Below are 20,906 nucleotides of genomic sequence, written 5' to 3' on the forward strand. Positions count from 1 at the left end.
TCACGGTGCGTGCAGCAAAACTCAGCGAACGCTCAGCTAGTTGTGACTTTGTTTCGCAGTATTCGAGTCACGGTGCTTCTTCTTCGGGGTCGGTTCGCCGTCGGCAGCAAGGATCGACTTGATCTCCTCGAGCTCCCGTCGCAGGTAGTCGCGGGTGGCAACCTCGCCGACGGCGATACGCAGAGCTGCGAGTTCTCGGGCGAGGAATTCGGTATCCGCCTTGGTTTGCTCGGCGCGTGAGCGGTCCTCCTCGAGCGAGACCCGGTCGCGGTTCTCCTGACGGTTCTGGGCCAGCAGGATCAGCGGCGCCGCGTAGGCGGCCTGGGTGGAGAAGGCCAGGTTGAGCAGGATGAACGGGTACGGGTCCCACTGCAGGGCCACCGCGAACACGTTGATCAGGATCCAGACGATCACGATGATCGTCTGGATTGCGAGATAACGCCCGGTGCCGAGGAAGCGGGCGATGCGTTCACTGACGCGCCCGACAGCTTCGACGTCGAAATCGAGATTGAACCGGCGGCTTCCGCGAGGCGTTTCCAGTCGTTGCCGTGCGGTCGTGCTCGACGCCCGTTCGCTCATCGGAGTAGTTCCTCGTCGTCGGAGTAATCCTCACGCCAGTCTTCCGGCAGGAGGTGATCGAGCACGTCGTCGACCGTCACGGCCCCGATCAGGTGGTTCTCGTCGTCCACGACCGGCCCGCATACCAAGTTGTACGTCGCGAAATATCGGGTGACCGACGCCAACGAGTCGTCCGGGGCCAACCGGGGCATGTCGGTGTCGAGTAGTCCGCCTACCAGGCTGGCGGGAGGCTCGCGGAGAAGCTTCTGCAAGTGGACGCAGCCGAGATACCGCCCGGTCGGAGTCGCCGTCGGCGGACGTACGACGAAGACCATGCTCGACAGCGCCGGGGTCACGTCGTAGTTGCGGGCGCGGGCAAGGGCCTCCGCGACCGTCGTCGAGGCCGTCAGTACCACCGGTTCGGGCGTCATCAGACCACCGGCAGTGTCCGGGGAATGCTCGAGCAGGCGTCGAACAGGTTCGGAATCCTGCGGGTCCATCAACTGAAGCAGTGACTCGGCCTCGGTTTCGGGCAGCTCGCCCAACAGGTCGGCGGCGTCGTCGGGATCCATCGCTTCGAGTAGATCGGCGGCGCGTTCGACTTCCAGGTGCATCAGCAGATCGGTCTGGTCGTCCGCCGGCAGTTCCTGCACGACGTCGGCGAGGCGTTCGTCGTCGAGCGCCACGGCCAGTTCGTGGCGGCGCTTCTCCGGCAGTTCGCGCATGGCGTTGGCCACATCGGCGGGTCGCATGCCTTCGTACTGGAGAAGCAGGTGAGCTACGCCCTGGCCGGGGAGTGAGAGATCGCTCTGGGTGAGGCCGGCGACGTGCTGCCAGTCGACGATGTGAATCGCCGCGCGTCGACCGAGGCGTCCGCGATGGCCGCGAACCGCGACCTTGGAGACCACCCAGTCTCGCGTCCGCGTCGATTCGATTCCGAGATCGACGACTATCGTGTCGACGCCGTGAAGCTCCTCGAGTTCCGGGTCGTCCACGCGCACATGCGAATCGAGTACCTGCGCCAGAGCGAGCACTTCGCCCGGGCGCTGGTTGAAGCGCCGCAGACTGACGTTACCGGTGGTGAGGGTGACTGCACTCGGTTCGATTGCTGTCACACGCAACATCGGAACGAAAATGCGTTTGCGCGTGAACATTTCGATCACCAGACCGAGAACGCGGGGTTGCTGGCGTCCGATGCGGACCGTGATGACGACGTCGCGCACACGACCGATCGATTCGCCGTCCGGGCCGAGTACAACCAGGCCGGCAAGCCTGGCTGCAAATACCTTGCCTGCTGCTGCCATGATTGCAAGGCTAATTCGTCCAGCGTCAAAATCTGCAACGGCGCCACCGAAAATCGAGAAGGGCAGTCCGCAATGACTTCACGCAACCGTTCCCGTCGATCGGTATTGGCAGTTCCCGGCAGCAGTCGGAAGATGATCGACAAGGCGAAGGGATTGCCCGCCGACGAGATCTTTCTCGACCTCGAAGATGCGGTGGCGCCGCTGGCGAAGCAGGCGGCCAGGGAGTCGATCGGCGACGCGTTGGCCGAGGGCGGGTGGGGCAAACAGGTCAAGGTCGTCCGGGTCAACGACTGGACCACCGAATGGACGTATGCCGACGTCGTGGAGGTGGTGGGCCGCGCCGGAGCGCATCTGGACGCCATTCTGCTGCCCAAGGTTCCCGATGCGAGTCACGTCCAGGCGCTCGATTTGTTGTTGACGCAGGTCGAGAAGGCCAACGGTCTCGAGGTCGGCAGGATCGGGATCGAACCGCAGATCGAGAACGCGATCGGCTTGACCAACATCGACGCGATCGCCACCGCGAGTCCCCGCGTCGAGGCGCTCGTGTTCGGCCCGGCCGACTTCATGGCGAGCCTGAACATGCGAACTCTGGTCGTCGGTGAGCAACCGGACGGCTACGACCGCGGTGACGCGTATCACCACATCCTGATGACCATCTTGATGGCCGCGCGGGCGCACGGCGTCCAGGCCATCGACGGGCCGTACCTGCAGATCCGCGACGTCGAGGCTTTCACTCGGTCGGCTGCGCGAACGGCAGCGCTCGGTTTCGACGGCAAGTGGGTTCTGCACCCCACGCAGATCGAGGCGGCCAACGAGGTGTTCAGTCCGCGCCAATCCGATTACGACCGTGCGGAACTCATCTTGGACGCGTACGCGTTCCACACCTCGGCTGCCGGGGGAGGGCGGGGCGCCGTCATGCTCGGCGACGAGATGATCGACGAGGCGAGTCGCAAGATGGCACTGGTGATTTCGGCCAAGGGCCGCGCCGCGGGGATGGCGCGCACGTCGGAATTCACGCCGCCCGAACACGCCTGACGCTCGCATAGCCGAACGAATCAGGTCTGTAAAGGGCACAATAGGGGGTAGATGTACTTGCGTCATCCGCGTGGATGACGTGCCCGAAAAGAGGAGCGCAGCCAGCCATGTCCAATCCGCTCGGTCAATCGTCGAATGGGTCGCGCCGTGGAGCGTTGCCGACACCGCCTTCGGGATGGCCTATCGGGTCGTACCCCACCTACGCCGAGGCGCAGCGCGCAGTCGATTACCTCTCCGATCAGGAATTCCCGGTTCAGGACGTCACGATCGTCGGCGTGAACCTGATGCAGGTCGAGCGAGTTCTCGGTCGGTTGACGTGGGCCAAGGTGATCGGTGGCGGCATCGTCTCCGGTGCTTGGCTCGGTGTCTTCTTCGGCCTGGTGCTCGGAATCGTCACCGGTGGTTTCCTCGCTCCGCTGATCGCGGGCATCGTGGGCGGCATCATCTTCGGTGTCATCTCCACGACGATTCCGTACGCCGCGACGCGTGGGCAGCGGGACTTCGCCTCGACGATGCAGTTGGTCGCCGGACGTTACGACGTACTGTGTGAGCCCAAGACGGCGGAGTCGGCGCGCGACCTGCTCGCCAAGCTCGCCATCTGACATTCTCGCTCGGGCTGCCAACTTGTGTGATCTCGGTTACTTTATGTACACGCGGGCGAGGTAGTACTCGCTTCCCGTGACCGTTTGCCGGACAAGGAAATAGGTCCCTTCTCCGGCAAAAGTGCCGATGTGTGGTGCGTCGGCCAGCCGTAACGACTGCGCCGTCTCGCCGCCCGAGGAGGACGGCTGTGCAGAACAAGAGATCGCGGGCGGGGCAGAACGAGAGATCGCGGGCGGGACAGAAGAAGAAATTGCGGGCGGGGTTGCTCGGCGCGGCAACATTGTTGTTGGCGCCCTTGCTCAGTGCGTGCGGATCGGACAATGACGACGGCGTGGTGCTGTCCTTCTACACCGCTGCCGACGGCGCCGAGCAGTATGCGGAGGCCGCCGCCAATTGTTCGGCGGCGTCGAACGGCGCGTACCGGGTCGAGCAGAAAACTCTGCCCAAGGGTGCCGACGACCAGCGACTTCAGTTGGCCCGGCGTCTGACCGGCAATGACAAGTCACTCGATCTGATGACGCTCGACGTGGTGTGGACTGCCGAATTCGCCGAAGCGGGATGGGCATTGCCGCTTCCTGACGACGTGGCGGCCGAGGTCAGCAACGGGACGCTCGAGGGTCCGCTGGAGTCGGCGAAGTGGCAGGACCAGCTCTATGCGGCGCCATTGAACACCAACACCCAATTGCTCTGGTATCGAAAGGATTTGATGCCGGACGGGCAACCACCCCAGACCTGGGATCAGATGATCGACATCTCCGAAGGCCTGGCCGCGGAGGGGCGCCCCAGCTGGATCGGTGTGCAGGGCAAGCAGTACGAAGGATTGATGGTCTGGTTCAACACCCTTCTCGCCAGTGCCGGCGGATCGGTGGTGGGGCCGGACGGAACAACCGTGACGGTGGCCGACGGTGATGCTGCCCAGCAGGCGCTGACCGTCATGAAGCGCGTCGCTACCGCCAAGGGTGCGGATCCCTCGATCTCGCAGGGGGATGAAGCGTCGTCGCGACTGGGTATGGAGAGCGGCAAATCTGCCTTCCAGGTCAACTGGCCATTCGTGCTGCCCGGCATCATGGAGAATGCCGAGAAGGGCGATCTGCCGTACATCGACGACAAGGGCAACGTCACCAGTGAGAACACCGGAAACACGGTGCTCACGGTGAACGGAGAACGGAATTTCCTTGCCGCTCCGTATCCCTCGGTGATCGAGGGTAAGCCGGCCGAGGTCACGATCGGCGGCTTCAACGTGGCGGTGGCCAAGACCAGTCAGCATCCGGACCTCGCTTTCGAGGCGCTGACCTGTCTGCGTAGCGAGGAGAATCAGCGCAACAACGCGGTAGCCGGTGGCGTTCCGCCGACTCTCGAGAGCCTGTACGACGACCCGGCGTTCCAGGAGGCGTACCCGGCGTGGCGTGAGGTTCGCGACAGCCTGGACACCGCTTCGGTTCGGCCGGTTTCTCCTGCCTATCAGAGTATTTCGACGCTCATCACTGCCACGCTGAACCCTGTGGGAAACATCGATCCGGAATCGACCGTGAACGATCTTGCCGAGCAGGTACGCAAGGCAGTCAATTCCGAGGGGCTGATTCCGTGACGATCGACAGCGAAAATTCGGGAGCTGCACCAACAGTCGCGACGGCGTCGCCGGAGCCGAAGCACTCCGCGAAAACGAAGATATCCGACGGAAAGGCGGCCGAGCGTCGCCTCGGTCTCTGGCTGGTGGCCCCGGCCGCGATTCTCATGATCGCGGTGACCGCTTATCCGGTGGTCTACGCCGTCTGGCTGAGTTTGCAGCGCTACGACCTGCGCTTCCCGGATCAACGAAAGTTCGTGTGGTTCGACAACTACGTGTCGGTGCTGACCGACGGTTACTGGTGGCAAGCGTTCGCGGTGACGACGTCGATCACGGTTGTCTCGGTCGTCATCGAGTTCGTTCTCGGACTGACCATCGCACTGGTGATGCACCGAACGATCGTGGGTAAGGGGCTCGTCCGCACCGTTGTGCTCATCCCGTACGGCATCGTCACCGTCGCGGCGGCATACAGCTGGTACTACGCGTGGACGCCGGGGACCGGCTACCTCGCCAATCTCCTGCCCGACGGCAGTGCGCCGCTCACCGACCAGATCCCGTCGCTCGCGATCATCGTCCTTGCCGAGGTCTGGAAGACGACGCCGTTCATGGCGCTGCTCCTGCTCGCCGGCTTGGCGCTCGTGCCCGATGACCTTCTCAAGGCGGCTCAGGTGGACGGCGCCGGCGCGTGGACCCGGTTGGTACGCATCATCCTTCCGCTGATGAAGCCCGCCATCCTCGTCGCTCTGCTGTTCCGCACACTCGACGCATTCCGCATCTTCGACAACATCTACGTGCTCACGAAGGGAGCGAACGACACCGGGTCGGTGTCGATTCTGGGTTACGACAATCTGTTCAAGGCATTCAACTTGGGCATCGGATCCGCGATCAGCGTGCTGATCTTCGTGTGTGTGGCCGTGATCGCGTTCATCTTCATCAAACTTTTCGGTGCTTCGGCTCCCGGATCCGATATGGAAGGACGCTGACATGACCGTGACTCCCAGACTCAAGATCAGCTGGTCCGTCGTCAACCTTCTGGTCTTGCTGTACGCGCTGGTTCCCGTCCTGTGGATCGCCAGCCTGTCCTTCAAGCCCGCCGGAACCATCAAGGACGGCAAGTTCATTCCGGAGAAGTGGACCCTGGACAACTACCGAGGAATCTTCGACACCAGCGCCTTCACCAGTGCTCTGATCAACTCCATCGGCATCGGACTCATCTCGACGGTCATCGCCGTGGTGATCGGAACCATGGCTGCTTACGCGATTGCGCGCCTGGATTTTCCGGGCAAGAAGCTGCTGGTGGCTGTTGCCCTGCTGATCGCGATGTTCCCGCAGATTTCATTGGTGAGCCCGCTGTTCGACATCGAACGACGGCTCGGACTCTTCGACACCTGGGCCGGACTCATCCTGCCGTACATCACCTTTGCGTTGCCGTTGGCGATCTACACGCTCTCGGCGTTCTTCAAAGAGATTCCTTGGGAACTCGAGAAGGCGGCGCAGATGGACGGCGCGACTCCGGGGCAGGCGTTCCGGAAGGTGGTGGCTCCACTGGCCGCGCCCGGCATCGTCACTGCGGGAATCCTGGTGTTCATCTTCTGCTGGAACGACCTGTTGTTCGCGATTTCGCTGACGTCGACCGAACGCTCCATCACCGCCCCTGCGGCCATCGCAAACTTCACCGGCGCTTCACAATTCGAGGAGCCCACCGGGTCGATCGCCGCGGCCGCCATGGTCATCACCATTCCGATCATCATCTTTGTTCTGTTCTTCCAACGTCGTATCGTGGCCGGGCTTACTTCCGGCGCAGTGAAGGGATAAGCCTGTGGCCGAGATCGTGCTGGACAAGGTGACCAAGCTGTACCCGGACGGAGCCAAGGCGGTCAGTGATGTCGACATCACCATCGCCGACGGAGAATTCATCATTCTCGTGGGCCCGTCCGGTTGTGGAAAATCCACGACGCTCAACATGATTGCCGGGCTGGAAGACATTTCGACCGGTGAGTTGCGGATCGCGGGTGAACGCGTCAACGAACGCGCCCCCAAGGACCGCGACATCGCGATGGTGTTCCAGTCGTATGCGCTGTATCCGCACATGACGGTGCGTCAGAACATCGCTTTCCCACTGACATTGGCGAAGATGTCCAAGGACGAGATCAACGCCAAGGTCGACGACGCTGCGCGGGTCCTCGACCTCACCCAGCATCTCGATCGCAAACCGGCGAACCTGTCGGGCGGTCAGCGTCAGCGTGTCGCGATGGGACGCGCAATCGTGCGCAGCCCGAAGGCGTTTCTCATGGACGAGCCGCTATCGAACCTGGACGCCAAACTGCGCGTGCAGATGAGGACGGAGATCGCCCGTCTGCAGCAGCGACTCGGTACGACAACGATTTACGTGACCCACGACCAGACCGAGGCGATGACGCTCGGCGATCGGGTAGTCGTGCTGCGCGGCGGAATCGTGCAACAGATCGGTGCGCCGCAGGAACTCTACGATCGTCCGAACAATCTGTTCGTGGCGGGATTCATCGGGTCCCCGTCCATGAACTTCTTCCCCGGACAGTTGACGGCCGACGGTGTGAGCACGCCGATCGGCGATGTTCGCCTGCCAGCGGCGGCGCAGTCGAAGATCTCGGGCAGCGGTTCGGGCAAGGACGTGGTGGTCGGTATCAGACCGGAGCATTTCGAGGACGTGGCGCTGGTCGATGCAGCGCAGAAGCCGCACGGCGGTACGTTCACCGTCGACGTGGACGTGTTGGAGTCGATGGGTTCGGACAAGTACGCGTATTTCCTTGCCGGTGGTCCTGCCGTCAATTCTCGTGAACTCGAGGAACTCGCCGCAGATTCGGGAACGGCCGTCGCTGGTGGCGGCCAACTGGTTGCCAGGCTCTCATCCGAGTCCACGGTGGCCCAGGGCAGGTCGATCGATCTGTGGTTCGACCCCGCCAAGATCGCGGTCTTCGACGGCGGTACGGGAGCCAACCTGCTGCTGTGAACCTCTACCCGGGCAAGGTGACCGAATACGTCGCGGCCCAGGGCAGCGGTACCTGTTCGGGGCCGGGCGCTGCGTCGGCCGGTTCGGGTAGGGGGACCAGGCGGCCGAATTGTTCGTGATGGGTGGAGGCCGGGGCGGCTTGCGCTGTCCCGGCCACCACGGCGATCGGCGCCGCTGCCAGGGCGCCGGCGACGGCAAATCGAGTGGCGATGCGGCGCTTGCTTGCTCGGGTCGAGATCATGAGCACTCCTGCGTGGTTTCGAGGTTCGGTGAATGCTGTGCCATTCACGGTATTGCGGGTTGATTGTGAAATCTCGTGTGCGAAGCTCATTCACAGGGAACTGGGATGGGCGGCACAGGAGGACAGATGAACGAATCCTCGGTACGAACCGAGCACCTGCCCGGCGGCCCGGACCTCGAGCGGATCTTGCGCGAACACGCCTACCGCGGTGCGTACCTCCAACTGACGGTGCGCGGCGCTCTGGTGCTGTTCATCGCCCTGACACTGATCTTCGTCCCGCCGATGAACGACGCGGGATGGTGTTTCGCGATTCTGGGCGCCTATGCCCTCTGGTCGGCAGCCGTGGCGCTGTGGATCCGCAAGGGCGGCACCGGCCCGGTGACGATGATCTGGCTCGGCTTGTTCGTCGACCTCGCCGTGCTCGCAACTCTGACATTGCTGACCGGTCTCGCAGCCGAGCAGAGTTGGACCGCCGACATCTTGAGCAACGGGCTCTTCGTCATTCCGGTTCTTGCGTGTACGCAACTGCGGACGGACGTGTGTGTCGGCGTCGTTGCCTGCACGATCGGGGTGTTCTTCGTTTCCAGTTGGGCAACGATGACTTCGAACTCCGAGCCGTGGCCGTCGATCCTGCTGAGCACCATGGCCTTGGCCGGAGTGGGCGCGGGCGCAATCGGATTGACTCGGATTCAAAGATCACGCGTGTTGACCATCGGACAACTCGTCGGGCATCGCACGAGCCTTCTTGCCGAGCTCATGGGGCTCGAGCAGCGTGAGCGCACGGAACTGTCGGAGCAATTACACGACGGGGCGCTGCAGTACGTCCTCGCGGCGCGGATGGATCTCGACGAATTGGCAGACAGCGCGGAGCCTGTCGCCCTGGCGCGAGCCGCGAAAGCGCTCGGTGAAGCGACAACGCTGTTGAGATCCTCCGTCTCGGAGTTGCATCCCACTGTCCTTGTTCACGTGGGTCTTGCCCGCGCGATCGGGGACCTCGCGCGCTCGGCGCAGGGACGCGGCGGAGTGGTGGTCGACGTCGACACTTCGGGCTGGAACGACGATCTACGCACGTCTGCCGACGAGGTCTTGTTCGGCGCCACCCGAGAGCTTCTGGGCAACGTCGTCAAACATGCCGGCGCGCAGAACGTCCGGATCGAGCTTGCACGACTGGACCACCGTGCGGTGCTCGTGGTCTCGGACGACGGCCGGGGGATCAGCGCCGATCGGATTGCCGAACGACGGGCCGCCGGGCACATCGGACTGCTCTCGCACGAACTGCGTGTGGTTGCCGCGGGTGGCTCGTTCTCGGTCGGACCGGGTGAAGAGTCCGGAACCCTCGCGCGAGTGGAGATACCGTTCGAGATCGTCACCGCCACTGACCACGATCGTTGAGGAGTTGTCGATGGCTGCACTGATCACCGATCGCGAGCTCAACCTGGCGACTCTGGCGCGGCAGTTCATGCTGCGGAGGGCCGAGGTCAGTGCGTTGGATGCGATCGAGCACCTGGCAGGTCTGCAGGCCCAGGCGCCGAATCCGCCTTACCTGGCACTGTGGGCGCGGCTGAAGAACTTTGCGGCAGAAGACCTCTCCACCCTTGTCGAGAAGCGCCAGGTGGTGCGGCTTGTTGCCATGCGGGGCACGGTCTTTGCCCTCTCGGCCGCGGATGCGGGTCCCTTCCGGGCCACGGTTCAGACGATCATGGAACGCGATCTCCACACCAACAGCACTCAGCGTGCTGCGCTCACCGGGTTGGATCTCGACGCGCTTGCGCGGGCGGGGCGTGACCTGGTAGCGGACGGGCCGCTCACTCAGATGCAGATGAGACCGTTACTGGCAGAGCGCTTTCCCGGCCACGCGGCCGAGGGACTGGCGCACGGCGTTCGAGGGCTTCTGCCGATGGTGCAGGTCCCACCGCGAGGTTTGTGGGGACGATCCGGAGCGCCGGCACTGACGACCTTGGAGAATTGGCTTGGCGCAGAGGTGAGTTCATCGCCGGATCCCGACGCGATGGTGCTGCGCTATCTGGCTGCCTTCGGGCCCGCGAGTGTGAAGGATGCGCAAGCGTGGTCGGGACTCACGAGACTCGCCGAAGTCTTCGAGAGGCTGCGTCCCGGCCTGATCACCTTTGTCAACGCGAAAGGGGCCGAGGTGTTCGACCTGCCGGATGCGCCACGACCGAACTCCGGAACACCGCCGGTCAGAATCCTTGCTCCGTTCGACAACATCCTGCTCTCGCACGCCGACCGCTCGCGAATCATGGACGAGCAGTATCGAACTCGCGTCTTCACCGTCAACGGCATCATCAAGCCCGCCATCCTGGTGCGCGGAAAGGTGGTGGGATTCGCGACGGTGACGCCGGCCAAGGAGACGGTCGAGTTGAGCGCGACTCTGTTTGCACAGCAACCGAAGACCGCGCTCGCATCCATCGAGAAGGAAGCGCGTGCGTTGCTGAAATTCATGCACCCGAAGATCCCGAACCGAGAGGTGCGGTTCGCTGTCGCTACGTAGCGGGCTTGTGCTTTCGCGGTGCTCGATCGCGTAGTTCGGCCACGATCTCGTCGTTCCACATGTGCCGCCGCACCAGTCGGTACCGCTCCCGGGCGATCCACAAGTAGGCCTCGGCGTCGGTGTGCTCGGGCAACATGTCGGCGCCCCGCAGCATTCGCACGACGGGCAGAAACTCCTCGCCGAACCAGCGGCGGGCGACGGTGTCTCGGCCGAGGAACTCACCCTTTTCCTGCATGAGCCGAAAACCCCACGCCTCCACACACTCACTGAGTTCGGCGTACTCCCACGGGTCGGTGACCTGGACGGCTTCGCGTTGTGAACCCTGCAGCGGAACGCGGGTGAGGAAGAGTCGACGATGATCCTTGATGAGCAGATCAGCGCGCTGAGTGATGCCTTCCGGCGAGATACGCGTGATGATCTCGGTGACGTACGCGTCGATTGTCTTCTGGTGCATCGCACACGCAATGGACACTCGGTGGTGCCCGTCGATCACGAAATGCATGGAGCCGACGCGATACAACTGAACAGGTGGTACCGATTCGCCGCGTCGTTGCGCCACCGCAAGTCGCTCCCAACGAGCGCGCGAGTGAGTGGACGTCGGACGGAAGTACCTGTCGAAATCACCTGTGCGGTCGACACTTCCGACTATTGATTCGATGGTGACGACCTGCAGCCCCAGAGACTTCTCGCCGACCTTGCCCAGAGCTGCGACAACCTCGTCGAACGGCAGGATCGCGTTGACGTCGTCGGGTTCGCGTCGTAGCCAACTGACCAGACGGGCAACGTCGGCACGTCGACGCTGACGAGCGAAGTCGTTTTCCGCGTCGGCTGTGGGAAATCCGGTGTCACGAGCCATGTCGGCGCCTCACGATCGTCGGCGGAGTACCTGGGGAAATCTCCATCAGCGTGAAGCCGACGGTATTGAGCACGATAGTCCGGCCTACCTCCAGATCGAGAGGGGTTCGCCCGTGCGGGTGGATGTGTCCGTGGACCATCACCGTCGGATCGAGGTTGTGAATCAAAGGCGTGAAGCATTCGAACCCTCGATGTGGCCGATCCTCGGCGTCGCCGACACCGCGGGCGGGACTGTGGGTGAGCAGCACATCCACGCCCGCCCGGCCGCCGGGAAGCCGCGATTGCCAGGCGTTTCGCCAGGCGAGCGAGCGAGCGCGTCGGCTCTGCTGGCGCTCGGACCACTGATTGGGACCCGTGTTGTATCGGATGGAACCACCGAGGCCCGCGATCCGCAGACCGGCGACGGTCACGATGCGTCCGTCGGCGTTGACTGCGCCGGTAGGCCCTGGCCACTGCGCAGGCATCCCGGCCCGCGTCCAACCCGATCTCTTGTTCGAATATCCGGACAGATCGGCGTCGTGGTTTCCGGGAACGAACACGCAAGGCGCATTCAGTTGGTCAGACAGGTACTCCAGATACGCAAACGGCAGATCGCCCGCGCCCAGGATCACGTCGACTCCGAGTGAACGAACCTGACTGCTCCACAGGAATTCGACGGTCTCGTCGCTGACAGCGAGAACGGAGACCATTTCGACGACGCTACCGCCACCGCGAGGTATCTGCGCTGCGAACCTCGCGGGCACGGTGTTTAGATGGACGAGTGTCAGACAGCGTCGTATCTTCCGTCCGGGCCCATCTCGTCAGCAGCATCGAGGGGCCGGACCCCACCGCGGCCTCGGTGACGTTCCTCGGTGTCGAACCGCTGGACGTGCTGCGTTTCGAATCACCCGACGGCCTGGTCCGCTACGTCACACTGGGGTGCTCGCGTCATCCGATGGGCGACCCCAACGAACTGGTCGCAGACCCCACACGCGGACCCCGCGCCGAGTTGGTACTCACGCTGCGCGGTGGCACCGGTGTGGCGTCAGGTGTGGCCAGGACGCTCGCGGTGCTGGCTGCGGCGCCGTCCGTCGAAGGGGTCGTGCTGCTCGAGGACGCACTGTTGGACCTGGGTGAGCCGCTGTGGAAGGACACTGCGTTCACGGCGGTGCTTCTCGGTGACAGCGGGATCGAAGACCTGACGCTGCCGGAGCCGTTCGACCCGGTGCGCTTCCTTGGTGTGGTCCCCCTGACCGGTACCGAAGCCGCCTGGGTGCGTCTGCGCGGCGCGGAGGCACTGAGGGAAGCGTGGACCGAGGCGGGGATCGACATCCGCGATCCGCACCGTTCTGCTGCCTCGCTCTAGCTGCGCTGGCCCTTTGTCCGTCAGATCATTCGGCGTGCACGAGGATGTCCGCCAAGTTCTCGAGACTTACCCGAACCGTCCGTGAAAATGCTTTCGTGACGATCGGGTCGGCCATCTTGCCGAATACTCCTCCCAGGCCGCTTTCGCTGTCGAGTCGGTAGGTGACCCGAGTGCCGTCACCGACTTCTTCGCAGGTCGTGGTCTGCGAGAAGCTGACCGGACTTTCGACGGACGTCGATTTCGACGATCTCGGTGGGTCGTACTCGGTGAATTCGGATGTCCACTCGAGACGCTTGCCCAGGATTCGCGAGACACCGTGCCAGCGGCTTCCCACGCCCATCGGGCCGTCGGTGATCTGTTTGCACTCGACCATCGAATTCTCCCAGTTGGGCCAGTTCTCGGCGACGGCGATGTACTCCCAGACGTCCTTGGGTGGCAACGCGATCTCCACGGATTGCTCGACTGTAGGCATGGTTGCTCCTCCACTTCTCCTTGGATCTGAATTTGCTTGTCGCAAAATGGATTTCGGGAACGGAATGAAAATGCGTACCCATATCCATTGTCCGCCTGCGACGGTGGCAAGTACAGGGAGTCAGCGTGCGAGGTTCACAGCCAGTTGTTGCGACGGAAGAGAAAGAACAAGCCGACACACACCGACGCGATGAGGAACAGGATGGACTGATAGCCGTACTTGTAACCGAGTTCCGGCATGTTCTCGAAGTTCATCCCGTAGATACCGGCAACGCCGGTCGGCACGGCGGCGATAGCGACCCACGCGGAGATCTTGCGCATGTCGGTGTTTTGCTGCACCGCGATCTTCGCGAGTGCGGCGTCGACCAGCGAACTCAACACCTCGTCGTATTCCGAGATACGTTCGGCCACGATCGTGTGGTGATCTCGTACGTCACGGAAGTATCGCCGGATCTCCTTCGGGACGAGGCCGCCCGCGGGCTGGGTCAGCTGGAGCAGTGGCAATCCGAGTGGAGTGACCGAGCGTCGTAGTTCGACGATTTCACGTTTGAGCAGGTAGATGTGCTCGACGGCAACGGTGTTCCGCGGGTTGAACACCAACTCTTCCATGCTGTCGACGTCCTGTTCGACGAGTTGGATGACGGAGAGATAGCTGTCTACGACGTGGTCGGTGATCGCGTGCAACACCGCGAACGGGCCCATGGTGAGGCGCTCGGGGTTCTGCTCGAGTGACTTGCGCACGCTTGCCAGTTCGGAGTGATCCCCGTGCCGGACGGTCACCACGAAGTCGGGGCCGACGAACACCATGATCTCGCCGGTTTCGACGATCTCGCTCGCCGTCGCGACGGACTCGTGCGGCACGTAGACGACCGTGCGCAGCACCAGGAACATGACGTCGTCGTAGCGTTCGAGTTTCGGGCGCTCGTGTGCATGGACGGCATCCTCGACCATCAGCTCGTGGAGTCCGAAAGTTGCTGCGACATCTTGCATCTGACCTTCGTCGGGAGCGTGCATTCCCACCCAGACGAACGCGTTGTCGCGACTACGAACCTCGGCCAACGCAGCGCGGTGCGTGTACTTGCCCGGCAACCGCACGCCGTCCACGTAGACCGCGCAGTCGACGATCGCGCGGGCTGCCGGAACGGGGATCTTGGGCGCATCGGCTTGCGTCGATTTGCCGTTCGACCAATTCGGCAGTGACGGCATGGTTGGCACGCTCGCTCCTTCTCGGTCTGTAATGCAGGGGAACGGCAGGGGAACGGCACTACAGCGACACCTGATCGAATTGCGCTGCCGCTGCGGCGTAATCGTACGTCAGCTTCCGGCTCGCCCACCGGAGCGCGATGAAGTTGCCGATTGCTGACACACTGGAACAGTGCGAATAGATCTTCACACCCACTCCAACGCATCGGACGGCACCGACACCCCGGCTGCCCTCATGCGCGCCGCAGCCGACGCCGGACTCGACGTCGTCGCCATCACCGATCACGACACGACTTCGGGCTGGGCCGAGGCGGCGCAGGCCTTGCCGGCCGGCGTCAGCCTGGTTCGTGGGATGGAGATGTCGTGCGAAGGTCGAGGTGAGCGTGGTTGGCCGGTCGCTGTACATCTGCTTGCGTACCTGTTCGATCCGACGCACCCCGAATTCGCAAAAGAACGTGAGCGACTGCGCGCCGAACGCGTCGAACGTATCCGGGTGATGACGACCATGATGGCGCGTGACGGTCTGCCCGTCGATCCCGATCAGATCCTCGCCGACGCCGGTCCGTCCGTCGGACGCCCGCACGTCGCAGCGGCCCTGATGCGAGCGGGAGTGGTGTCGAGCATCAGTGAGGCTTTCTCCGACCTGTTGTCCAGTCGAGGGCGATACGACGTTCCCAAGTACGACACTCCGCTCGAGTACGCCGTCGAACTGGTGGCAGCGGCCGGGGGAGTAACTGTCCTTGCGCATGGACGGGCGCGTTCGCGCGGCGGATTGCTTGCGCTCGACCACATCCGTGATCTGGCCGAGCTGGGTCTCGGGGGTCTCGAAGTCGATCACCCGGACCATCGCAGCGACGATCGTGACGTCCTGCGCCGCCTGGCTGTCGACCTGGGTTTGGCAGTCACCGGATCCTCGGACTACCACGGCGAGAACAAGACGATCGGACTCGGCGACGAGCTCACGGACGAGGCCGAGTTCGACAAACTCGTCTCGGCTGCCACCGGCGTGGAGGTACTGGGGCGCTGATGCTCGACACCACGCTCTACCTCACCGTGTTCATCACGCTGTTCGTGATCATGGACCCGCCCGGAGTCATCCCGGTGTTCTTGTCACTGGTCGGCCGCAAAAGCCGTGAAGATCGCAACCGAGCGGCATGGCAGGCCCCCGCCGTCTCCCTTGCGGTCATCTCGGTCTTTGCCATCGGCGGTCAGGCGATCCTCAACTACCTCCACATCGGCATTCCGGCGTTGCAGGGCGCCGGCGGACTACTCCTGCTTCTCATCGCACTCGAACTGCTGACCGGCAAGGCCTCCAACCGTCCGCAGGGAGCCGACGACGTCAACGTCGCACTCGTTCCTCTGGGAACGCCGATGATGGCCGGTCCCGGTGCGATTGCAGCCGTCATCGTCTTTGTCGCCCAGGCCGACGGTGAAGCGGCGTCGTATCTGGCCATCGCGTTGGCGATTCTGTCCATCCACCTCGTGCTGTTCGTGGTCCTGCGCTTCTCGACCGCACTGATCCGGATACTGGGCGAGGGTGGCATCAGTCTGCTGGCACGCATCGCCGGTCTTCTGCTCGCCGCCATCGCGGTTCAACTCATTGCGGAATCAGTCCGCGGATTCGTCGCGGGAGCGTAAGAGATGACATACGACGACAGGTACGACCGGAACGACAGGTACGAGGACGACTACCAGTACCAGGAATATCAGGACTATCAGTACGAAGACGGTTACGACTATCCCGCCGACAAACGACAATGGCTGCTGGTCCGCGCTCTACGCGCCCTGAGTGGCACCGTGGCGGCCGGAATCGTGGTCTTGACACTCGTGATCATCGGTTCGGCATATCTGGGCGGCAACCGCGGATTCCCGGGTCCGGGAACAACGTCGATCACCGCGCACATTGCGGCCTCGGTGGTTGCTCTCGCCGCGCAGATCTGGTGCGACCGCAGGCGGGGTATCGCGGCGGTTGCCGGATCGGTGGTCGTGCTCGTGGTGGCGGGGCTGTTGTTGGTGACGCAGTGGTGGGGATGACTGGGTGGGGATGACACGGTGGGGATGACTGGGGATGACGGTTCGGTTTCGAGTGTGGTGAGGAATCCGACCGCTTGGAGGATTTGATTGTGATCCGACTCTGGTGGCAAACTGGAGTTACTTCGAGGCGGCGCCACAGCCCGGCCCCGAAGTGCAGGTTTCGTCAGAATTTCTCCCGAAACCTAGATTGCATGGGTACGCCAGGGCTCACCCGCCCCACACCATGACGCTTCGGATGTATTGCGGCCCACTTTCTCGCGCACGCCGAATGCTCTTCTTCTCAGTAGTCGTTCGCGGAAGAAATGATCTCTGACCGTTGTGAACGTAGTTTCGCAGCGGTCCGAAGGATTACTTCCCAGTAACCCAGCCCCGCTTGAGGCTGGACTAATCAGGAGTGTCATCGTGTCCCTCGTGACTGAAGCCATCAACGTACCCAAGGTCGAGTTGACCGACGAAGAAATCTTTGCCGCTCACGTCGGTGGCAAGCTCTCGGTCGAGACCACAGCACCGCTCGATACGCAGCGGGCCCTCTCGATCGCCTACACGCCGGGTGTTGCTCAGGTGAGCCGCGCCATCGCTGCAGACGAAACCCTTGCCGATCGATACACGTGGACCAACCGACTCGTCGTCGTGGTCAGCGACGGCACCGCGGTTCTCGGACTCGGCGACATCGGCCCTCGCGCGTCGCTGCCCGTCATGGAGGGCAAGTCGGCGCTGTTCAAGAACTTTGCCGGACTGAACTCCATTCCGCTGGTTCTCGACACCAAGGATCCCGACGAGATCGTCGAGACACTCATCCGACTGCGTCCGAGCTTCGGCGCGGTCAACCTCGAGGACATCTCGGCGCCGCGTTGCTTCGAGATCGAGAAGCGCGTTATCGAAGCTCTCGACTGCCCCGTCATGCACGACGATCAGCACGGAACCGCCATCGTGGTCCTCGCGGCACTCAAGGGCGCCGTGAAGGTCCAGAGCCGCGACATCACCACACTCAAGGTCGTCATCTCCGGCGCCGGCGCTGCGGGTGTTGCCTGCGCGAACATCCTGCTTGCCGCCGGAATCAGCGACGTCATCGTGCTGGACTCGAAGGGCATCATCTCGGGTGAGCGCAGCGATCTCAACGACGTGAAGGCAGAACTCGCGGCCCGCACCAATCCCCGTGACCTGCATGGTGGTGCCATCGAGGCTCTCGAAGGTGCTGACGTGTTCCTCGGTGTCTCGGCGGGCAAGATCCCCGAGGAGCTCATCGCTTCGATGGCTCCCGAGTCGATCGTGTTCGCACTCTCCAACCCGGACCCGGAGATTCACCCCGAAACCGCGTCGAAGTACGCGGCGATCGTGGCGACGGGCCGTAGTGATTTCCCGAACCAGATCAACAACGTTCTTGCCTTCCCCGGTGTCTTCAAGGGCGCGCTCGACGCCGGCGCCCGTCGCATCACCGAAGGTATGAAGCTCGCTGCCGCCGAGGCAATCCTGTCGGTGGTCGGCGACGAGTTGGCGGCGGACAAAATCGTCCCCAGCCCACTCGACCCTCGCGTGGCACCCGCAGTAGCGGAAGCCGTCGCGGCCGCAGCGCATGCTGAGGGCGTGACCAGCTAAGAGGGACTACGAAAGCCCCGATCGGAACCCGCACACAAGGTTCCGATCGGGGCTTTTTCGTGTGTACCGAGAGCTACAGACGAGTGAGGTCGGGTGTTCGGCGCAGCCTGCCGGTCCCGGGAACCGATGCCCAGACCACCAGCGCCAGTAAGCCGTCCACGACGAGAGCCACAACCGCGACCAGGATTGCGCCGACGACGACTCGGTCGTACTTGTAGAGTGCGAGACCGTCGAAGATGTACCGGCCGAGGCCGCCGAGGTTGACGTAGGCGGCGACCGTTGCCGTGGCAATCACCTGCAGTGTTGCGTTACGCAGTCCGCCGAGAATCAATGGCAGCGCATTGGGTATCTCGACGCGGAAGAGCACTTGGAGTTCGGTCATACCCATCGCCCGTGCGGCCTCGACGACGCCGCGGTCGACGCTGGCGATTCCGGCGTACGTGCCGGCGAGTAGTGGGGGAATACCAAGAATGACGAGGGCGAGAATCGGCGGCATCACTCCCAGACCCATGAGAAGAACGAGGAAGGTCAGCAGGCCGAGAGTGGGCAGTGACCGCAGTGCGTTGACCAGACTGACGACCACGATCTCACCGCGACGCAGATGGCCGATGAGTAATCCGATGGGCACCGCGATCACAGCCGAAAGTGCCACGGCCAGAACGCTGTACCAGAGGTGCTGGAGGATGCGGGTGCCGATTCCGGTGTCGCCGCTCCAATTTCCGGGATCGACGATGAAGTCCCAGGCCCCGGTGAAGATGCTCATACGGGTTCCCCCTCGGCCGACAGGACGGCGGGAACCTTCGACGAGGTCGACGTTCTGGTCCACGGGGTCAGGAATCGGCCGATCAGATACAGGATCAGATCGAGCGCCAGTGCCAGCACGACGATCGCGATGATGCCCGCAACGATCTGGTCGGGATAGTCGCGGTCGTAGCCTTGTTTGAACAGGACTCCAAGCCCGCCGATTCCGATCAGAGATCCGACTGACACCAGCGAAATATTGGTAACGGCAATAACTCTGATGTTCGCGATCATCACCGGCAGCGCCAATGGCAACTCGACCGTCAGAGCGCGTCGTAGTGGTGTGAAACCGACGGCGGTGGAGGCGTCGATGACGTTGTCCGGCACCGAGTCGAGTGCTTCGGGTACTGCCCGGATGAGCAGTGCCGTCGCATACACGCTGAGTGCGATCACGACGTTGAGAGGATCAAGGGTCTTGAGTCCGAACAACTGGGGGATGGTGACGAACAGCGCGAGCGACGGAATCGTGAACGCAATGCTCGCCAGGGTCAACGTGATTCGGCGCAGCCATCTGACGTTGCGGATCGCTGTTCCGACCGGAACGGCAATCAGGAGACCGATCAGCAAAGGAAGCAGTGCCAGATACAGATGGGTCTTCGAGTAATCCACGACCGTCGAGAAATTGTCGATGAGCCAGCGCATGCCGCTACGACCCGAATCCCTCGGTGAAGGCGACGCGGTTGCGTTCCTCGTCCTCGCGTCGACGCTGATCTGCCAATTTCGCAACGACTTCGGAACCGAGGATCCCGCCGATGACCGCGCCCTCGCCGTCGACGGCAACGCCGATACCGGAAGGCGACGAGATTGCCGCATCGAGTGCTTGGCGGAGATCGCCGCCGGGGGAGAACAGCGAACCACCGGCAGACGTCGACTGAGCAAGGGTTCGTCCCGAGCGCAGGCCTTCGACGCCGGTCACGTCGATCCATCCCTGCGGAGTTCCGTTGTCCGTGACCACGAGAACCCATTCGCCCAATTCGAGACGTAGAGCCTTCAATTCGTTCTCGACGGCCGTGCGAATGGGGTGCAACGGAACCTCGTCGGCAGCGCGGAACGACAATCCCCGATAGCCGCGATCGCGTCCGACGAATCCGGCGACAAAATCCGTTGCCGGAGCGGCCAACACGTCGCGAGGTGCCGCCACCTGCTGAAGCCGCCCGCCGGGACCGAAGACGGCAATGTGATCACCGAGTTTGACTGCCTCGTCGATGTCGTGGGTGACAAAGACGATCGTCTTCTTCAGTTCGCTTTGAAGACGGAGCATTTCGGTCTGCAGATCCTCACGCACCACCGGGTCGACGGCGCTGAAGGGCTCGTCCATCAACAGGATCGGCGGATCGGCAGCCAATGCTCGCGCAACTCCCACACGTTGTTGCTGCCCACCCGAGAGTTGCCCGGGATAGCGGGTGGCAAGGGAGATGTCCAGACCGACTCGTTCGAGTACCCCCAACGCGGCTTTGCGCGCTGCGCGGCGGGACTCACCGCGCAGTACCGGAACTGTTGCGACGTTGTCGATCACGGTGCGATGCGGAAGCAGGCCGGCGTTCTGGATGACGTACCCGATACCGAGACGCAGCTTCACCGCGTCGGTCTGGGCGATGTCACGACCGTCGACGAAGATCTTGCCCGACGTCGGTGTGATCATCCGGTTGATCATGCGCATCGACGTCGTCTTGCCGCACCCGGACGGCCCCACGAACACCGTGAACGACTCGGCCTCGATGGTGAGATCGAGACGGTCGACGGCGGTGGTGCCGTCCGGATACTGCTTGGTGACGCCCTCGAAGGTGATCACGTG

Annotated in this window: 23 protein-coding genes; 13 read left to right on the plus strand and 10 right to left on the minus strand. The window is 63.1% G+C overall.

Annotated elements, in window-relative coordinates:
- Positions 1 to 36: 36 nt before the first annotated feature.
- Entirely contained in the window at positions 37 to 579 is a 543-nt protein-coding gene (locus P3G66_RS27850) for a DUF1003 domain-containing protein (RefSeq protein WP_003945067.1), read from the minus strand.
- On the minus strand, positions 576 to 1,862 hold the full coding sequence (locus P3G66_RS27855) for a CBS domain-containing protein (RefSeq protein ID WP_003945077.1): 1,287 nt from the start codon (positions 1,860 to 1,862) through the stop codon (positions 576 to 578). Before P3G66_RS27855 ends, P3G66_RS27850 begins: the two co-directional genes overlap by 4 nt.
- A gap of 72 nt (positions 1,863 to 1,934) precedes the next feature.
- On the opposite strand from P3G66_RS27855, the gene P3G66_RS27860 reads away from it, so the two are divergent.
- From P3G66_RS27860 to ugpC, 6 genes are all read left to right on the plus strand, one after another.
- A complete protein-coding gene (locus P3G66_RS27860; RefSeq protein WP_209922304.1) occupies positions 1,935 to 2,897 on the plus strand; it encodes a CoA ester lyase in 963 nt (320 codons plus the stop codon).
- 107 nt (positions 2,898 to 3,004) lie between these two features.
- Complete coding sequence (locus tag P3G66_RS27865) at positions 3,005 to 3,499, plus strand: general stress protein (RefSeq protein ID WP_003945065.1); 495 nt, start codon at positions 3,005 to 3,007, stop codon at positions 3,497 to 3,499.
- A 251-nt stretch (positions 3,500 to 3,750) separates the two neighbouring features.
- Positions 3,751 to 5,088, plus strand: coding sequence for an ABC transporter substrate-binding protein (locus tag P3G66_RS27870; protein WP_276117416.1), 1,338 nt, complete (start codon positions 3,751 to 3,753; stop codon positions 5,086 to 5,088).
- Positions 5,085 to 6,050, plus strand: a complete 966-nt coding sequence (locus P3G66_RS27875; protein WP_276117401.1) for a sugar ABC transporter permease — start codon at positions 5,085 to 5,087, stop codon at positions 6,048 to 6,050. Before P3G66_RS27870 ends, P3G66_RS27875 begins: the two co-directional genes overlap by 4 nt.
- 1 nt (position 6,051) lies before the next feature.
- Positions 6,052 to 6,882, plus strand: a complete 831-nt coding sequence (locus P3G66_RS27880; RefSeq protein WP_003945075.1) for a carbohydrate ABC transporter permease — start codon at positions 6,052 to 6,054, stop codon at positions 6,880 to 6,882.
- A 4-nt stretch (positions 6,883 to 6,886) separates the two neighbouring features.
- Positions 6,887 to 8,056 carry a sn-glycerol-3-phosphate ABC transporter ATP-binding protein UgpC gene (gene ugpC, locus P3G66_RS27885; protein WP_019749347.1) on the plus strand — a complete coding sequence of 390 codons (1,170 nt, stop codon included), beginning with the start codon at positions 6,887 to 6,889 and terminating at the stop codon, positions 8,054 to 8,056.
- Between the two features lie 4 nt (positions 8,057 to 8,060).
- On the opposite strand, the gene P3G66_RS27890 is transcribed toward ugpC, so the two are convergent.
- Positions 8,061 to 8,297 (minus strand): hypothetical protein, encoded by a 237-nt coding sequence (locus P3G66_RS27890; RefSeq protein WP_218959858.1) that lies wholly within the window; start codon positions 8,295 to 8,297, stop codon positions 8,061 to 8,063.
- A gap of 126 nt (positions 8,298 to 8,423) precedes the next feature.
- On the opposite strand from P3G66_RS27890, the gene P3G66_RS27895 reads away from it, so the two are divergent.
- Together P3G66_RS27895 and P3G66_RS27900 are read left to right on the plus strand one after the other, a co-directional pair.
- On the plus strand, positions 8,424 to 9,689 hold the full coding sequence (locus P3G66_RS27895) for an ATP-binding protein (protein WP_050656204.1): 1,266 nt from the start codon (positions 8,424 to 8,426) through the stop codon (positions 9,687 to 9,689).
- A gap of 10 nt (positions 9,690 to 9,699) precedes the next feature.
- Positions 9,700 to 10,806 carry a winged helix DNA-binding domain-containing protein gene (locus P3G66_RS27900; protein WP_073513021.1) on the plus strand — a complete coding sequence of 369 codons (1,107 nt, stop codon included), beginning with the start codon at positions 9,700 to 9,702 and terminating at the stop codon, positions 10,804 to 10,806.
- Here the strand turns inward: P3G66_RS27900 and P3G66_RS27905 are convergent.
- Entirely contained in the window at positions 10,799 to 11,662 is an 864-nt protein-coding gene (locus P3G66_RS27905; protein WP_003945080.1) for a hypothetical protein, read from the minus strand. The genes P3G66_RS27900 and P3G66_RS27905 overlap by 8 nt on opposite strands.
- Positions 11,652 to 12,350, minus strand: a complete 699-nt coding sequence (locus tag P3G66_RS27910; RefSeq protein WP_042450375.1) for a metallophosphoesterase — start codon at positions 12,348 to 12,350, stop codon at positions 11,652 to 11,654. Before P3G66_RS27910 ends, P3G66_RS27905 begins: the two co-directional genes overlap by 11 nt.
- 71 nt (positions 12,351 to 12,421) lie before the next feature.
- Between P3G66_RS27910 and P3G66_RS27915 the strand changes: the two genes are divergently transcribed.
- The gene (locus P3G66_RS27915; RefSeq protein WP_007736116.1) at positions 12,422 to 13,006 is read left to right on the plus strand and encodes a suppressor of fused domain protein; all 585 of its coding nucleotides are present in this window, start codon (positions 12,422 to 12,424) and stop codon (positions 13,004 to 13,006) included.
- Positions 13,007 to 13,031: 25 nt separating this feature from the next.
- Here P3G66_RS27915 and P3G66_RS27920 read toward each other — a convergent pair whose 3' ends face one another.
- On the minus strand, positions 13,032 to 13,478 hold the full coding sequence (locus P3G66_RS27920) for an SRPBCC family protein (protein ID WP_007736117.1): 447 nt from the start codon (positions 13,476 to 13,478) through the stop codon (positions 13,032 to 13,034).
- Between the two features lie 134 nt (positions 13,479 to 13,612).
- Entirely contained in the window at positions 13,613 to 14,683 is a 1,071-nt protein-coding gene (locus P3G66_RS27925; protein WP_007736118.1) for a magnesium and cobalt transport protein CorA, read from the minus strand.
- A 169-nt stretch (positions 14,684 to 14,852) separates the two neighbouring features.
- Here P3G66_RS27925 and P3G66_RS27930 point away from each other — a divergent pair, with 169 nt between their 5' ends.
- From P3G66_RS27930 to P3G66_RS27945, 4 genes are all read left to right on the plus strand, one after another.
- Positions 14,853 to 15,707, plus strand: coding sequence for a PHP domain-containing protein (locus tag P3G66_RS27930; RefSeq protein WP_007736119.1), 855 nt, complete (start codon positions 14,853 to 14,855; stop codon positions 15,705 to 15,707).
- The gene (locus tag P3G66_RS27935; protein WP_003945093.1) at positions 15,707 to 16,318 is read left to right on the plus strand and encodes a MarC family protein; all 612 of its coding nucleotides are present in this window, start codon (positions 15,707 to 15,709) and stop codon (positions 16,316 to 16,318) included. Before P3G66_RS27930 ends, P3G66_RS27935 begins: the two co-directional genes overlap by 1 nt.
- Positions 16,319 to 16,321: 3 nt before the next feature.
- Complete coding sequence (locus P3G66_RS27940; protein ID WP_118603908.1) at positions 16,322 to 16,714, plus strand: hypothetical protein; 393 nt, start codon at positions 16,322 to 16,324, stop codon at positions 16,712 to 16,714.
- Positions 16,715 to 17,116: 402 nt separating this feature from the next.
- Positions 17,117 to 18,310 (plus strand): NADP-dependent malic enzyme, encoded by a 1,194-nt coding sequence (locus P3G66_RS27945; protein ID WP_003945072.1) that lies wholly within the window; start codon positions 17,117 to 17,119, stop codon positions 18,308 to 18,310.
- Between the two features lie 73 nt (positions 18,311 to 18,383).
- On the opposite strand, the gene P3G66_RS27950 is transcribed toward P3G66_RS27945, so the two are convergent.
- Genes P3G66_RS27950 through P3G66_RS27960 form a run of 3 tightly spaced genes read right to left on the minus strand, consistent with a single transcriptional unit; the run spans position 18,384 to position 20,903 of the window.
- The gene (locus P3G66_RS27950) at positions 18,384 to 19,073 is read right to left on the minus strand and encodes an ABC transporter permease (protein ID WP_003945081.1); all 690 of its coding nucleotides are present in this window, start codon (positions 19,071 to 19,073) and stop codon (positions 18,384 to 18,386) included.
- A complete protein-coding gene (locus P3G66_RS27955) occupies positions 19,070 to 19,753 on the minus strand; it encodes an ABC transporter permease subunit (RefSeq protein WP_007736121.1) in 684 nt (227 codons plus the stop codon). Before P3G66_RS27955 ends, P3G66_RS27950 begins: the two co-directional genes overlap by 4 nt.
- Before the next feature lie 4 nt (positions 19,754 to 19,757).
- Positions 19,758 to 20,903: an ATP-binding cassette domain-containing protein gene (locus tag P3G66_RS27960; RefSeq protein WP_030536933.1), complete on the minus strand. Its 1,146-nt coding sequence runs from the start codon at positions 20,901 to 20,903 to the stop codon at positions 19,758 to 19,760.
- Positions 20,904 to 20,906 lie beyond the last annotated feature (3 nt).

The organism is Rhodococcus sp. C3V (genome assembly GCF_029269915.1).
In the GTDB taxonomy this organism is placed as follows: domain Bacteria; phylum Actinomycetota; class Actinomycetes; order Mycobacteriales; family Mycobacteriaceae; genus Rhodococcus_F; species Rhodococcus_F qingshengii.

Coding starts and splice junctions, on each gene's coding strand:
- P3G66_RS27850 (WP_003945067.1), bottom strand. CDS start 579: ATGAGCGAACGGGCGTCGAGCACGACCGCACGGCAACGACTGGAAACG.
- P3G66_RS27855 (WP_003945077.1), bottom strand. CDS start 1,862: ATGGCAGCAGCAGGCAAGGTATTTGCAGCCAGGCTTGCCGGCCTGGTT.
- P3G66_RS27860 (WP_209922304.1), top strand. CDS start 1,935: ATGACTTCACGCAACCGTTCCCGTCGATCGGTATTGGCAGTTCCCGGC.
- P3G66_RS27865 (WP_003945065.1), top strand. CDS start 3,005: ATGTCCAATCCGCTCGGTCAATCGTCGAATGGGTCGCGCCGTGGAGCG.
- P3G66_RS27880 (WP_003945075.1), top strand. CDS start 6,052: ATGACCGTGACTCCCAGACTCAAGATCAGCTGGTCCGTCGTCAACCTT.
- P3G66_RS27890 (WP_218959858.1), bottom strand. CDS start 8,297: ATGATCTCGACCCGAGCAAGCAAGCGCCGCATCGCCACTCGATTTGCC.
- P3G66_RS27895 (WP_050656204.1), top strand. CDS start 8,424: ATGAACGAATCCTCGGTACGAACCGAGCACCTGCCCGGCGGCCCGGAC.
- P3G66_RS27900 (WP_073513021.1), top strand. CDS start 9,700: ATGGCTGCACTGATCACCGATCGCGAGCTCAACCTGGCGACTCTGGCG.
- P3G66_RS27905 (WP_003945080.1), bottom strand. CDS start 11,662: ATGGCTCGTGACACCGGATTTCCCACAGCCGACGCGGAAAACGACTTC.
- P3G66_RS27910 (WP_042450375.1), bottom strand. CDS start 12,350: ATGGTCTCCGTTCTCGCTGTCAGCGACGAGACCGTCGAATTCCTGTGG.
- P3G66_RS27920 (WP_007736117.1), bottom strand. CDS start 13,478: ATGCCTACAGTCGAGCAATCCGTGGAGATCGCGTTGCCACCCAAGGAC.
- P3G66_RS27925 (WP_007736118.1), bottom strand. CDS start 14,683: ATGCCGTCACTGCCGAATTGGTCGAACGGCAAATCGACGCAAGCCGAT.
- P3G66_RS27935 (WP_003945093.1), top strand. CDS start 15,707: ATGCTCGACACCACGCTCTACCTCACCGTGTTCATCACGCTGTTCGTG.
- P3G66_RS27940 (WP_118603908.1), top strand. CDS start 16,322: ATGACATACGACGACAGGTACGACCGGAACGACAGGTACGAGGACGAC.
- P3G66_RS27950 (WP_003945081.1), bottom strand. CDS start 19,073: ATGAGCATCTTCACCGGGGCCTGGGACTTCATCGTCGATCCCGGAAAT.
- P3G66_RS27955 (WP_007736121.1), bottom strand. CDS start 19,753: ATGCGCTGGCTCATCGACAATTTCTCGACGGTCGTGGATTACTCGAAG.